Source organism: Paenibacillus glycanilyticus (assembly GCF_051200795.1).
Taxonomy (GTDB): domain Bacteria; phylum Bacillota; class Bacilli; order Paenibacillales; family Paenibacillaceae; genus Pristimantibacillus; species Pristimantibacillus glycanilyticus.
The window spans coordinates 3769843-3783218 of record NZ_CP195155.1; the positions used below are offsets into that span (position 1 = coordinate 3769843).

A 13376-nucleotide genomic window follows, 5' to 3' on the forward strand; every position below is an offset into this window, starting at 1 on the left:
AAACAGCCTTTTCGCTTCACGAAAAGGCTGTTCCTCTACATATGCGCTTAGAGAGGTGCTTCTCCCTTTATGAGCGCATTGGCTAGATGGCCGAAATCGATAGCTACCTTGCCGGTAACGCGGGCAAGCTCTTCGGTAATCAATACGGCAGCGATTCCGGCGGAGACCAGAGCAATGTCAAACTCGTACTGTCTAGCCAATGCCGCTACTCTGGCAGCATCCCGGGCTCCGTTAACCGGCGATACGACGCCCGCAACGGATAAGCCGCGATTTGCGAGAACGGCAGACAGCGGTTCCGCCATATTGCCGATAAGAAGAATTCGCCTATTTTGCAGAATCGGCAGGAGGCATCCTGCCGTGCATAAACTGTAGTTAATAAGGGAATCGGTCCATTGCTTCTCCCGAAGCGATAAACCATAGGCTTGAAAAACCGGCGATACAAGCAGCTGATAATTCGGCATTCTGGTTCTCGGTATGCCAACAATATCGGCCCCGGTAACCGCTTCGACCAAGCGGTTGCGAATCTCCAGATCCGGCACCTTCACTCCCGCATATTCCAAAAATTTGCCTTCCCGCCTTACTTGATCAACCGGCATAACGATTTCTTGAGCCATGGTAAGAAGCTCTCCGTCTCCAAGCCTTACGATCGATAACGGCCTCTTCTCCTCCATGGCTTGAAGAATCGCATCTCTGACCTGTTCAGGCAGCATAAGAGGAATGGCTTGCTCCATATGCAGGCCTACGCCTGCTGCTATGATTTGCTTCAGAGAAAGGTCCGGAAAAACGATATTCGGTGGCAATAGCTGATCAATGATCTCTTCCCCGCCTGCATATTTTCCCTCTTGATATCCTTTTGCGTAGCCCTCCATAAAACCTGCATGCTGCCCAGTCTCCGCCTTGTTTCCTTCCGCTTCCGCCTCGTGAATCGCTTCCATGGGCCTTGCTTCGCCTAGCTCTGCCGGGTTCATGATGATTTTGGGCGAAGCTTGGATTAAACGCCGTTTCCTGCCGATTTGCTTCTTCCGTTTCCGCGGTTTACTTTTTTTGCGAGGCGTCCGAATGCGCATGACGTTCCCCCTTGCCGTTCTCATCGTGTAATTCAAGCGGATCGATTCCCCATTTATCCATAAACAGCAGTCGGTTTCGCTCAACCAGCTCCTCAAGAGCTTCTCCGTCATAACGGCCGAAGGAAGCACTGCCATGATGATACACAAAAGCATCCTTTGCGATGGCTACCCGGTACCCAGCGCGATAAGCACGATAACAGTAGTCGTCATCCTCGTAATGACCGGGCGAGAACCGTTCATCGAGTTGACCTATTGTCTGCATCAGGCTGCGGGAGAACAACATGCAAAAACCGATGATCCGGTTCACGAACTCGCATTGCCCGTTCTCATCGATTTTCAGACGCTCGGCGAACTCGTCATATCGGCCGGTCATTGCGATTTGCTGCCTGCCGCTCGCAAAGTTTGTCATCGGTCCAACCAGCCCGATGGAAGGATCCGAATCCAGCACGCTGTGCATCCTGCCCAGCCATTCGGACGTGACCAGAACATCATTATTTAGCAGAAGCAGCCGGTCACCCCTGGCCAACCTCATTCCCCAGTTGCAAGCAGCCGGAAACCCCGTATTCACCGGCAATGAAATAGCAATGATCCGCTGCTGCTTCAAATAATCCAGCGTACCGTCGGTTGAACCATTATCAATAACGATAAGCTCATACGGTTCTTTGGTATGCTTACGAATCGTTCCGATGGTCTCCCGTAAATGGGAGAGCGCGTTATAGGTCGGAATGATGATGCTTGTTAACATCTTTCGCTCGCTCCCTTTTGCGCAAATGATCGGTATATTTCAGACGCGGGCTTTCCTCCCGCATCGCCCATCCCAGCGCTTCCAAATGATCGCCCATAATCAGCTTAGAGATCGGATTGCTCACGCCGACATTTTCCTTCCTGTGCCGGTTTTTCTTAAACACATTGATGCTGCCGCCAATTCCGATTCGCAGTCCTTTTTGCAAAGCAATGGCTTGCGCTTTAGGGGGAACCGCCAGATTGGCGAAACCGATTACCTCAATTGCTTTTCGGCTTAAGGCATGCGGAACGGCCGTCATGGAATTCACATTCAGATCATCCCGGCGATTGGAGCGGTTCAGAAAATATTTCATAATCGAAACTTCATCCCAGTCGGAGAACACGCCTACATAACGGGAAAGATCGTTCAAAGCGACGTCCATGTCACGATCAGTCGCCCTTGCAAAGCTTAACAGCTGTTCAGCGGCAACCGGGATATCCGCGTCAAGAAAAATTACGATGTCGGAGGTTGTAATTTTCGCTCCGATTGCTCTACCCACATCGTGACCCAAGGCTTCGTTATAGTGGAGGATGATCGCTCTGCTGCTCGTTCTTGCCATCATAAAGCTCGAGTCCGTCGAGCCGTTCACAACGACAACGATCTCATGGAGGGGCATTCGCTCCAGCTCCTGAATGGTTGACTGAATGGACAACTCCTCATTCATGGCCATAACAACGGCTGCCACTTTCTTATGGGTCGGAAGCAGTACCCAATTGCGGGTCTCGTCAAATGAATGAGTAGAAAAATACCCTTCAACGAATGCTTTCATTACCGGAATATACTTGCCGGCGGCAGTTGCTTTTCGAATTAATCCGCTTTCCTTGAGCCACAACTCCTGCACATGTTGTTGAAGGTCTACCCCCTCCTCCATTAATGCCGTTTGAGCAGCACTTCTGCCGAGTCTCCAAGCCAATATGGTTAATTGCTTGCTGGTCCCCCTATCCGCAAGCCCCCGATTGGTCTTCTGGGGCCTGGATTTCCTTGCACCGGCCGGATTCGGGCGCCGTCCCTGCCGGGATGTCAACGGTTTGGTAGAGTACGCTGTTTTTCTTTTCCTGGCGAGGCTTCTCATATTCACACCTCGTTATTCTCATTATGTCTTTCTATGTGCATGCCAATAGAATCCTCCTAGCGTCTGCCTCTGACATTGTATGTGCGGACAATAGAATCGTAACGGCTTATGTACGGCACCGCGCTTCATAAATGTGTATATCGCCTGCACGTTTGTCCCTGACCTCTTATAGCAAACGAACATAAAATATTTCAATTCTTGTGCTTCTATAACGATAGATGGGGAGTTGACTTATGGATTGGAAGTTTTATAGGCCAGAATACGCAGCCGACCATGCACCGGAAATACCGGCGGGAATGATGACGGAAGGAGCTTGGTCCGGACACCGCCGCTTCGCATACGATCTTGTTCGTTTCGCCAAACCGAAAGTAATCGTTGAGCTTGGCACCTTATACGGAACTTCATTTTTCAGCTTCTGTCAGGCCATTAAGGATGCCGCTCTCGATACCGCCTGCTATGCCGTGGACACTTGGCAGGGCGATCCTCACACAGGGATGTACGGGCAAATCAACGATGGCATTTATCAAGCGGTTCAATCGGTCAAAAACAGGGAGTTTCCGAATGTCGGCACTCTTGTGCGAACTACCTTTGACGAAGCGCTGGCTAAGTTTCCTGATAAAACGATCGACATCCTTCATATCGACGGCTATCATGCTTATCATTCGGTGCTCCATGATTATGCGAGCTGGCTGCCGAAGCTGGCGCCAAACGGTATCGTCCTCTTTCATGACACGGCAGTCAAAATCATGAATTTCGGCGTTCATATTTTGTGGGATCAGCTTAGCGCCATTCATCCCCACATGCAGTTCCAACATTCCAACGGCCTTGGCGTGCTCTTTCCGAAAGGCGTACCGGACAAATTTCAGGAGGTTCTTGCCCAGCAGCAGAAGCTCATCCTCCGTTATGCCAGAGGGTAGAGACCATGAAATACACCATTCCGAAAGAAACCTACAAGAAAGCGAAGGATTGGGCGAAAACCCTTTCCGCAAGCGAAGCCAAAGAACGATATAAAGTGATATATCCAGCCGAAACGGTCCGGTTGCCTTCCCCAAGAAGCATTGATCCGCACCGCTGGATTTCAACCTGCCACTATGAAGAAGCTTTTGTTGTCAGCATTCCCGATGGAAGGCTTATGACGAGCCACATGTACGTGATTACGCCGGATAACAAGCGGATTGGCGATCTGGAGCTGTACGACACCGGCTATGAAACAATGGTTCTTGAAGAGCCTGACTATTATGCCGGAACCGTCGCCTCCTTGTTCTGGGGCTGGAATTTCCCTAAACCAAAGAGCCGCGGCACGCACACGGTATTCGGACACTGGTTCTTTGACATTTTGCCCCGCATGCATCTGCTGGAGAAGAGCGGGATAACGATTGATAAATACGTATTGCCCAAACTGACCTACCCTTTTCAATACGAGTCATTAAAGCTGCTTGGCATTCCCTTTAACAAAATTATTCAGGTCGATCAAACGGACTTCCATCTGAAGGCTAAGACGTTGGTTGTGCCCGCCGTACCGCTCATGATCGGAAAATGCCCGCCGTGGGCTTCGCATTATATCGCGGATCAAATGAAGAACAAGCGTAAAATCCGCAAACGCAAAGGCTACGAGCGGATTTATATCACGCGTGAGGACGCGGAGGCCCGCCATGTGGTCAACGAAGACGAGGTACTTCGCTACCTGCAGACAAAGGGGTTTAAGAAGATTGTGCTCACGCCGATGACGACCGAGGAAAAAATCGAAGTTTTTGCTTCGGCCAAAGTCATTGTGGCGCCTTTCGGCAGCGGCAGCATTAACGTTGCCTTTTGCGACCCCGGGGCATCGCTGATTGAACTGGCCCCCGTATCCTTTGTCGACAATTATTTCTGGAAGCTATGCTGCCATGCAGGACTTGATTATTACGAGTTGTTATGCAAGGTTGAACCCCAGGCGCATGTAGGTGCGGACAACATCATTGTCGATATCGGAAAGCTGGACATTTACTTGCGGCTTAACGGTATTGTGAATGCTTGAACGATTTCTTAAATTACAGGAGGATAAAGCATGAATATCCTGATATGGTCTAATCAGTTTTCGATCGGCGGAGGGATGCGCCTCTTGTTCAATCTGACGGCGGCTATTGCCCGACAGCCGGGAGTAGAGCGGGTCAGACTAGTCGTCGCGCCAAATTCGCAGCTGCGAAATTACGTCGAGCTTCAAAAAACGGGGAATATTGAGATCTGCTATAACAGCAATCCGATCAACCATCCCCAGAGCAGCCATCTGCTTACGAACATGAACGTGGTTTACTTCTTCTGGCCGCATACCGAGCAGTTTCAAGCCATTGACCGTCCTACGGTCTGCACCTTCCACGACACCACCATCTTTGATTTCGTCCCGCCGTTTATGAAAGGCGATGAATTATCGTTTCACTGGAGACTATCCAAAAAGTGGATCGATCATACGTCTTCGGTTGTCGTATCCTCCCAGCATGTCAAGAATAGGCTGATCGCTCATTTCGGCAGCCGTTCGGAGCAGGCGTTCGTCATTCCGCACGCCATCACGCCGATTGCCAACGTGTACAACCGCAAGGTATCGCCCGAGCTAAGCTCCCGAATTCCATCCGACTATATTATCTATCCGTCGAATACTTCTCCGCACAAAAACCACAATAACCTGCTTATGGGCTTCGCCAAGTCCCGGTACAAAAGAAAATACCCGTTAGTCTTAACCGGGTATCTGACCGATAAACTGCGTATTCCGTTCCCGGATAGCACGTCCGAGGTAAACTGGATTCCAGCGCTTGTATCCACCATGAAAAGGACCGGTCTTCTTCTCGACCGGCAAGTTTACCCGCTTGGCTTTGTTGGAGACCATGACATTCCGGCCTTGATCAAAAACGCCAAAGCGCTAATCATGCCCAGTCTGTCGGAAGGCGGCGGGAGCTATCCGGTGGAAGAAGCCCTTCGGCTCGGCACGCCGGTGCTCTGCTCGGATATTCCGGTTATGCGGGAGCATCTGTCCCGGCATAGCGCCAAGATTGCCTGGTTTGACCCGCATAACCCGGATTCGATTGCCAAAGCGCTGGATGATTTGTTTGACGACTACGACACCTACAAATTATCGGCTTTGCACGGCGTCCATGACGCGACGCAAACCTGGGACGATATTGCCAAGCAATATATCGAAGTATTCAAAATTACCTTCTGGCGCTACTATGGCAAGATTCTTTATTAATGATCAAATCCGGCCAATGATCGCGGCATAATCGTGGGCAACATCCGCCCAGCTCCTGCGCAGAAGGCCGCTTGCGGCTTCCTTCTGCGCGGGTACAGCCGATTTGCCCTGCAGATACAGCCTGCCGATGGACTCCGCCATTTCAACGGGGTTGTAGGGATCAAACGTCGCAAAGCTGCTCATATCCGGAATAACCTCCTGGACAATCGACAGCCGTCCGAAGGCAACCGGGGTATCCATCAGCAACGACTCGACGATCGGGAATGGACAGCTGCCTTCGAACAAGGTTGGCACAACGACCCCTTCCGCATATTTGTAAAGCGACGGCAAGTCGGCTGACGGGATACGGCCCATAAAGATGACCGATGACCGAATAACGGGATCGGCAATCGCGTTCAGCGCTTCCGTAATTTCCTGCTGTCTCGGACGGTTATTGAGATCATCCGTAAATACGAGCTTTAATCCGGACGCCCTTCCCAGATCGGTAAGCCGGAAACGGTGGAACGCGTCAATAAGCCGCTCGTGGTTTTTGTGCAGGCGGATAACGGACGGGAAGGTCAGGTAAGGACCAAACAGATTGTATTTGACGCGGAATTCTATCTCGGTCTTGATGCCAAAGGATGAGTATTCCTCATGAGGCGCAGCGAATCGGACCACTTCCGTCTGATGAACCGGAAGATTCAAATACGTCAGCCCTTCATGATTGCGGATATATTCGGAATCAAATACGACAATCGCGGCATTTCTCGTAATCGTTTCGGCCAAGGAATGAATGTATTGATAATGATCCATATCCTTCGCATACAAATCCGGAAAATGCATATAGACCAGGTCATGCAGACAAACGATATACGGCCGGTGCAGGTATTGGGCCAGCCCCATGCCGACGTAAGGGACGATCCAGACATCCGCCGGCACAACCCGGTTGATCGTCGCCATGCTGTCGGAGTGGTAAAAGTGCAAACGGCTCGGATACATGGCCTTCAGCGGCGCGAAGATCGTTTCCGTCTCTTTCACATTGGCTCCCGTCGTTGCGATATGAAGATTAAAGCCGTTAGGCAGACCCAACAATCCTTCGGACAGGCGGACGAAGAAACGTCCGATCCCTTCGCCGTCCATTGCGATTTGGGCGCCGAAGCATAGGAACAGACCGATATTCTGGTTTGCCGCGGCTCTGGCGTTTATCGCGGCTTTCACTTTAGGGGCTGGCGGATTAAAGGCACGCAGCAGATTCTGCGCTTCCTCCGACATGAGCAGCCGTACCAGCAAGCCTTGCCTGGACACTCCTTGATGGATGGCCAATACATCGTTTGCGACATGTGCGTCTTCCGGCTCGCGGCCTAATAGCTCAGCATAGATTCCATGGATAAAGTCCAAGGTATGAGCTGGGTATAACGCTTGTAAATTAAAGGCCGAGGTATTGTGGTCTCCGGACGGCTTTCTCGTAAATACCTGCTCGGCTTCGCCGCTTTGCATGATAGACGCCGCCACTGAGGCTCTTGTCATCGCGCCGGCTTCCAGCCTGCCTTTAAATTCGTAGAATCCGGCCGCATCCGGCTCTCGCTGCAGAAATTGGCGGTAGATCTCCCAAACAAAGTCCTCATTATCCAGCTTGAATACAAAATGAAGGTAATCGATGATCCGGCTTCCCTCCACCAGACTTGCCCGCACTCTCGCATTATTGGACCTTAATCGGGCTGCATCCTCCGCCGATATGGAAGCTCCGTCGGGAACGGCTGCATGCGGTACGGCTTTCTTCTTTCTTCTGCCCGTTTTTTTGCCGCGCAGACGTTTCCTGCCTTTTCTTCTCGAAAGTCTCTTCGGCTTTCCGTTTTTCCGCCGTTTGCTTCGTGCTGTTCGGCTGCGCAAGCTGCGTCTGACCGACCTGCGTTTCTTCTTTCGCTTCATTGGTCTGGCCTCCCATCACTATTCGTCTGTAGATAGAGTATTGTCACGGCCCGAAAAAGAAACGGCTCACGCCCTAGCCCTCTGGGGATTTCGACCATATTTGCCGAAATAGACGCCTGTCTAGCCGGAATTGAAGCATTTTATGGCCGCTTGAATATGATGGGATATGCGTAAAGGAGTCGATCGTTTTGTTTCATCATGCCTTGCCTAATAAAACCGTAATTATTGGCGCCGGCGGTCACGCCAAAGTGATCGCGGATATTTTGCGGCACGATCCGCATGTCGAGCTGATCGGCTGCATCGGCCCGGATCCATCGGCAACCGTTCTTGGCCTAACCGTGCTTGGCGGTGACGAGCTGCTGCCGGGATTGCATAAGCAAGGAATCCGCCATGCCTTTGTGGCCATCGGCAACAACGCAAGGCGGCACGCCCTTGCGAAGCATGCGGAAAGTCTCGGATTCGAGCTGGTAAATGCCATCAGTCCGCGCGCTTATTTGGCTTCCGGCGTTACTCTCGGCGCGGGAGTAGCGGTAATGCCGGGATGCGTCATTCAGCCGGACACCCGAATCGGCTCATATAGCATCATTAATACCGGAGCTACCGTTGACCACGACGGGAACATCGGCATGGCCTGCCATATTGCGCCGGGCTGCCATTTGTCCGGCAACGTCACGGTTGGCGACGAATCTTTCCTCGGTACCGGTACTTCGGTCATCGACGGCATGCAAATCGGCGAGGGCTGCATGATTGGAGCCGGAGCGGCCGTCATCCGGCCAATTCCTTCGCATTCGCTGGCTGTTGGCGTACCTGCCGTTGTCAAACGGACTTTAGCTTAAGAATGAAGGTAACTCGGAGGGAGGCATAATTAATGGACAACAAATTTTATCCGGTTGCCGTACCCGTATTTAACGGAAACGAAAAGAAATATGTCATGGATTGCATCGACTCAACCTGGATCTCTTCTGCCGGAAAATATATTAACGATTTCGAGACTAATTTCGCCGCGTATTGCGGCACCAAATATGCGATTTCCTGCAGCAACGGCACTACCGCCCTACACCTGGCGCTGCTGGCTTTTGGCGTTGGACCGGGCGATGAGGTCATCGTTCCGACCGTCACCTTTATCGCTACCGCAAACGCGGTTGTATACTGCGGAGCAACGCCCGTCTTCGTCGATTGCGAGCCCGAGACATGGAACCTGGATCCCGAGAAGATCGAAAGCCTGATCACCCCTCGCACCAAAGGCATTATTCCGGTTCATCTCTACGGCCACCCGGCCGATATGGACGCCGTCAGCAGCATTGCCAAAAAGCATGGTTTATTTGTACTCGAGGATGCCGCGGAAGCGCTAGGCGCGGAGTATAAAGGGAAACGAACGGGGTCGCTTGGCGATATCGCAACCTTTAGCCTCTTCGGCAACAAAATCATTACGACCGGCGAGGGCGGCATGATTACGACCGACGATGAACAGCTGGCGAAAAAGATGCGTACGCTCCGCGGCCAAGGCATCGATCCGGTGCGCAAATACTGGTTCCCGATAGTCGGTTACAATTACCGCTTGACCAATCTGCAGGCAGCCGTCGGCTGTGCCCAGCTCGAGAATGTGGATTGGCATATCGGCGAGAGGAAGAGAGTTGCCGGTCTTTACTACGAGAATCTCAAAAATGAGCCTTCCCTTACGCTGCCTGTCGAAATGACCTGGGCGAAAAACGTATATTGGATGTTCAGCGTAGTTCTTAACGATGCAGATGAGGCCCGAAGAAATGAAATTATGGCGCAGCTCAAGGATGACGGCATCGAGACGCGGCCTTTCTTTTACCCGATGCATGTACTTCCGCCTTATCAAGGCTTGCAGCCGCATGAACAATTCCCTGTTGCAAACCGCATTACCGCGCAAGGCTTTAACGTCCCTACTTACGGCGGACTAACCGAGCAGGATATTCAGCATATTTGCGACCGGATCAAAGCGCGTGTTCGCGGCGTGTAACGCGTATATAGAATGAAGAAAGCCCATCTATTTATCCCCGGGGATTGTAGATGGGCTTTGTTATGGTAGGAATGAGGCCGAAAGGAACAACGAAAAAGCTGCCTCTATGCGAGACAGCCTTTTCCGTAATTGCTTATTCCATATCCAAGCTTACGCCGTAACCGAGCTTGCGCAGATCGACAACCCTTCGCGCTTCCTCCAGATCGCCAGCGACCATCTCGCCGACCAGATCCTTCAGACTGCTTACCGGCTGCCAGTTCAGCTTGGTCCGCGCTTTAGTCGAATCCCCGATCAGAAGCTCTACCTCGGACGGCCGGTAGAACCGGGGATCTACATTGACTACGGTCGTGCCTTGCGGAATCTGGTATTCCGGATTGCTGCAGGATACCACGTAGCCGTATTCCTCCGCCCCTTCTCCGTCGAAGGCAACCTCGATGCCCGCTTCCGCAAAAGCAAGGCGGACAAACTCTCTGACCTCCGTCGTTTCGCCCGTGGCAATGACGTAATCCTCAGCCGTATCCTGCTGAAGAATCCGGTACATTGCATCGACATAGTCGCGCGCATGGCCCCAGTCGCGTTTAGCCGACAGGTTGCCGAGAGCCAGCACGTCCTGCAGCCCGTAAGCGATCCTCGCAACCGCACGGGTTATTTTCCGGGTTACGAAGGTTTCTCCGCGAACGGGGCTTTCATGGTTGAACAAAATCCCGTTGCAGGCATACATATTGTACGCTTCCCGGTAGTTTACCGTAATCCAATAGCCGTACAGCTTTGCTACCGCGTAAGGACTTCTTGGGTAAAACGGCGTCGTTTCGCTTTGGGGCACCGCCTGCACCAATCCGTAAAGCTCGGAGGTGGAAGCCTGATAGATCCTGGTCTTCTCCGTCATCCCCAGAATCCGGACCGCTTCAAGCAGCCGCAAAGTTCCGATGCCGTCCGCATTAGCCGTATACTCTGGCGAATCAAAGCTTACATGAACGTGGCTCATTGCGGCCAAATTATAAATCTCGTCCGGCTGAATCTGCTGGACCAAGCGAACCAAGTTCGTTGAATCCGTTAAATCTCCGTAATGAAGCACCAGCTTCTTCCCGATTTTATTCGCTTCGTCCGCGAGGCGGTCGATCCGCCCGGTATTGGCAAGCGAGCTCCTGCGCCTAAGTCCATGCACGACGTATCCTTTGGCAAGCAGAAGCTCAGCCAGATACATCCCGTCCTGCCCGGTAATCCCTGTAATGAAGGCGACCTTATTCATGGTTCCCTCCGTCATCGTCATATTGAGCAGGTCGGTCTCCTGCTATCTTCCATATGGTATGACAGGACAAACTGCCTCGGCATCGGACAAAGAACTATTTTCAGCCAAAATGAAATACTGCGCTTAAGATCAATACTATTGCGAGAACCACATACAAAATGAGGGATATTAGCAAAGCTGTCCGCCTGTTCATAGCATCGTCCCCTTTAGCATCGTATACGCTTCATTATATGCGGGCGTGACATTCGCTGAGATTGTACGGCGGTTAATTTTCGTACGGGTTGTATGTCCCTGGAAAGCATCCCCTTTTCGGCTGTGATATAATGAACGTTATGACGTTATTTCTCGAGCCAGGAGGGTTTACAATTTATGCTGCTTTCCATTCTGCTTATTTTGGTGGCCATTATCGCGCTGCCTCCAATTATCTTCTTCAGCTACATGTACGCCTTATCGAAGAAACCCAAACATTCGATTATCCGTTCGCATCCGTTCCTTGGCTGGCTCCGCTACCTGCTTGAAAAGCTTGGTCCCGAATTCCGGCAATACTGGTTCGATAACGATACGGAGGGCAAACCGTTCTCGAGAGCCGACTTTGTTGGCGTCGTGTACGCCGCCAAATACCGGACGGACCTGATCTCCTTCGGCGGCCGCCGGGACTATGAGAAGCCCGGCTTTTATTTGTCCAACGCCATGTTTCCGAAGCTTACAAGCGAACTTAAGATCGATAACGATACGATGCTGCCGGGCAAAAAGTATGTCATAACGGACGAAGGCGTCTTCACGCGCCAGGAAAAATTTATCTCCGAACAAGTCAAGCCTTGGCTCCTTCATGACGACGATGCGCTAATCGTAGGCGAAAACAGAGATCAGCCATGGAAGCTCAAGGGTTTGTTCGGTGCCTCCGCTACCTCCTTTGGCGCGGTTGGCGAGAACTACATTCAGTCGACGGGAAGCGGCGCCAATATGGCGGGAGGCTCTTGGATTAACACGGGAGAAGGCGGCGTAGCCGATGTCCATCTATCGACCGGCGTTGATGTGGTGTCCCAGATTGGACCCGGCTTATACGGCTTCCGGGACGAGACGGGCAAATTCTCGATTGAAGCCTTCAAGCGCAAAGCCAGCCATTCCAACATTAAAGCCTTTGAGCTGAAATTCCATCAAGGCGCCAAGATTCGCGGTGGACATCTGGAAGGCTCCAAGGTAAACGAGAAGGTTGCCGCAGCTCGCCTTGTTCCCGTCGGCAAAACCGTCAATTCCCCTAACCGCTTCGAGTTTCTGACAAGACCCGAGGAGGCGCTGGAATTCATCCAAACGCTGCAGCGGGAAGGCGGCAAGCCGATTGGCGTAAAAATCGTCGTTGGCGATCCGCAGCGTCTCGAGCCGTTTTTCCAAGCTATGATCGATATGAATATTTATCCGGATTTTATTACGGTTGACGGCTCCGAAGGCGGCTCGGGCGCTACCTTCAAAGCAATGGCAGACGGCATGGGGCTTCCGTTGTTCGCCGGCCTGCTGATTCTGGACGACACGGCCCGCAAATTCGGCATTCGGGACCGGTTCAAAATTTTCGCCTCCGGCAAGCTTATTACTCCGGATAAAGTTGCCATTGCTCTAGCGCTCGGCGCGGATGCCGTCAATTCGGCCCGCGGCTTTATGATGGCGAACGGCTGTATCATGGCACTGCAGTGCCATACCGGCAAATGCCCGGCAGGCGTCACAACAACGGACGATAAGTACCAGGAAGCGCTCGCTCCGGAAGAGAAGCAGTGGCGCGTCATGAACTATATCCTCCAGATGCGGGAAGGCCTCTTCTCCCTGGCTGCCGCTTGCGGTCTGAACAGTCCGCGCGAGTTCCGCCGGGAGCATGTCGTGTTTATGACCGACAACGGCCACACGGACCGCGTCGTTGATTTGTATCCGTATCCGGAAACGGTATAACAGGGATAAACGGATCGCATCCTTATAAAAATAGCGTTGCAGAGAGCTATCCCTGCAACGCTATTTTCCGTTTTTGATCCCTTGCAGCTTTTTTTAGCAAAACTCCCCCCGCAAAAGATAGCAGAGCGCTCTACGTTGGAAATAGTACAGT

11 protein-coding genes are annotated in these 13376 nt (G+C 52.0%); 6 read left to right on the top strand and 5 right to left on the bottom strand.

Annotation, left to right across the window (positions count from 1 at the left end; all coding sequences use genetic code 11):
* Positions 1 to 47 precede the first annotated feature (47 nt).
* From ACR9FF_RS17460 to ACR9FF_RS17470, 3 genes are read right to left on the bottom strand one after another with little or no spacing between them, the layout of a single operon-like run.
* Positions 48 to 1067, bottom strand: coding sequence for a GT-D fold domain-containing protein (locus tag ACR9FF_RS17460; RefSeq protein WP_435163286.1), 1020 nt, complete (start codon positions 1065 to 1067; stop codon positions 48 to 50).
* Entirely contained in the window at positions 1036 to 1812 is a 777-nt protein-coding gene (locus ACR9FF_RS17465) for a glycosyltransferase family 2 protein (protein WP_435163288.1), read from the bottom strand. The genes ACR9FF_RS17460 and ACR9FF_RS17465 overlap by 32 nt, the downstream gene beginning before the upstream one ends.
* Positions 1781 to 2923 (bottom strand): glycosyltransferase family 2 protein, encoded by a 1143-nt coding sequence (locus tag ACR9FF_RS17470; RefSeq protein WP_435172147.1) that lies wholly within the window; start codon positions 2921 to 2923, stop codon positions 1781 to 1783. The genes ACR9FF_RS17465 and ACR9FF_RS17470 overlap by 32 nt, the downstream gene beginning before the upstream one ends.
* 233 nt (positions 2924 to 3156) lie before the next feature.
* On the opposite strand from ACR9FF_RS17470, the gene ACR9FF_RS17475 reads away from it, so the two are divergent.
* From ACR9FF_RS17475 to ACR9FF_RS17485, 3 genes are read left to right on the top strand one after another with little or no spacing between them, the layout of a single operon-like run.
* Positions 3157 to 3840 carry a class I SAM-dependent methyltransferase gene (locus ACR9FF_RS17475; RefSeq protein WP_435163290.1) on the top strand — a complete coding sequence of 228 codons (684 nt, stop codon included), beginning with the start codon at positions 3157 to 3159 and terminating at the stop codon, positions 3838 to 3840.
* A 5-nt stretch (positions 3841 to 3845) separates the two neighbouring features.
* A complete protein-coding gene (locus tag ACR9FF_RS17480; RefSeq protein WP_435163292.1) occupies positions 3846 to 4940 on the top strand; it encodes a glycosyltransferase family 61 protein in 1095 nt (364 codons plus the stop codon).
* 30 nt (positions 4941 to 4970) lie between these two features.
* The gene (locus tag ACR9FF_RS17485) at positions 4971 to 6143 is read left to right on the top strand and encodes a glycosyltransferase family 4 protein (protein WP_435163294.1); all 1173 of its coding nucleotides are present in this window, start codon (positions 4971 to 4973) and stop codon (positions 6141 to 6143) included.
* A 3-nt stretch (positions 6144 to 6146) separates the two neighbouring features.
* Here ACR9FF_RS17485 and ACR9FF_RS17490 read toward each other — a convergent pair whose 3' ends face one another.
* A complete protein-coding gene (locus ACR9FF_RS17490) occupies positions 6147 to 8051 on the bottom strand; it encodes a DUF4214 domain-containing protein (protein ID WP_435163296.1) in 1905 nt (634 codons plus the stop codon).
* Between the two features lie 188 nt (positions 8052 to 8239).
* Between ACR9FF_RS17490 and ACR9FF_RS17495 the strand changes: the two genes are divergently transcribed.
* Positions 8240 to 8887 (top strand): acetyltransferase, encoded by a 648-nt coding sequence (locus ACR9FF_RS17495; protein ID WP_435163298.1) that lies wholly within the window; start codon positions 8240 to 8242, stop codon positions 8885 to 8887.
* A 32-nt stretch (positions 8888 to 8919) separates the two neighbouring features.
* Positions 8920 to 10038, top strand: a complete 1119-nt coding sequence (locus ACR9FF_RS17500) for a DegT/DnrJ/EryC1/StrS family aminotransferase (protein WP_435163300.1) — start codon at positions 8920 to 8922, stop codon at positions 10036 to 10038.
* A gap of 133 nt (positions 10039 to 10171) precedes the next feature.
* Here the strand turns inward: ACR9FF_RS17500 and gmd are convergent, their stop codons facing one another.
* Entirely contained in the window at positions 10172 to 11287 is a 1116-nt protein-coding gene (gene gmd, locus ACR9FF_RS17505; protein ID WP_435172149.1) for a GDP-mannose 4,6-dehydratase, read from the bottom strand.
* 369 nt (positions 11288 to 11656) lie between these two features.
* On the opposite strand from gmd, the gene ACR9FF_RS17510 reads away from it, so the two are divergent.
* A complete protein-coding gene (locus ACR9FF_RS17510; protein ID WP_435163302.1) occupies positions 11657 to 13225 on the top strand; it encodes a glutamate synthase-related protein in 1569 nt (522 codons plus the stop codon).
* Positions 13226 to 13376 lie beyond the last annotated feature (151 nt).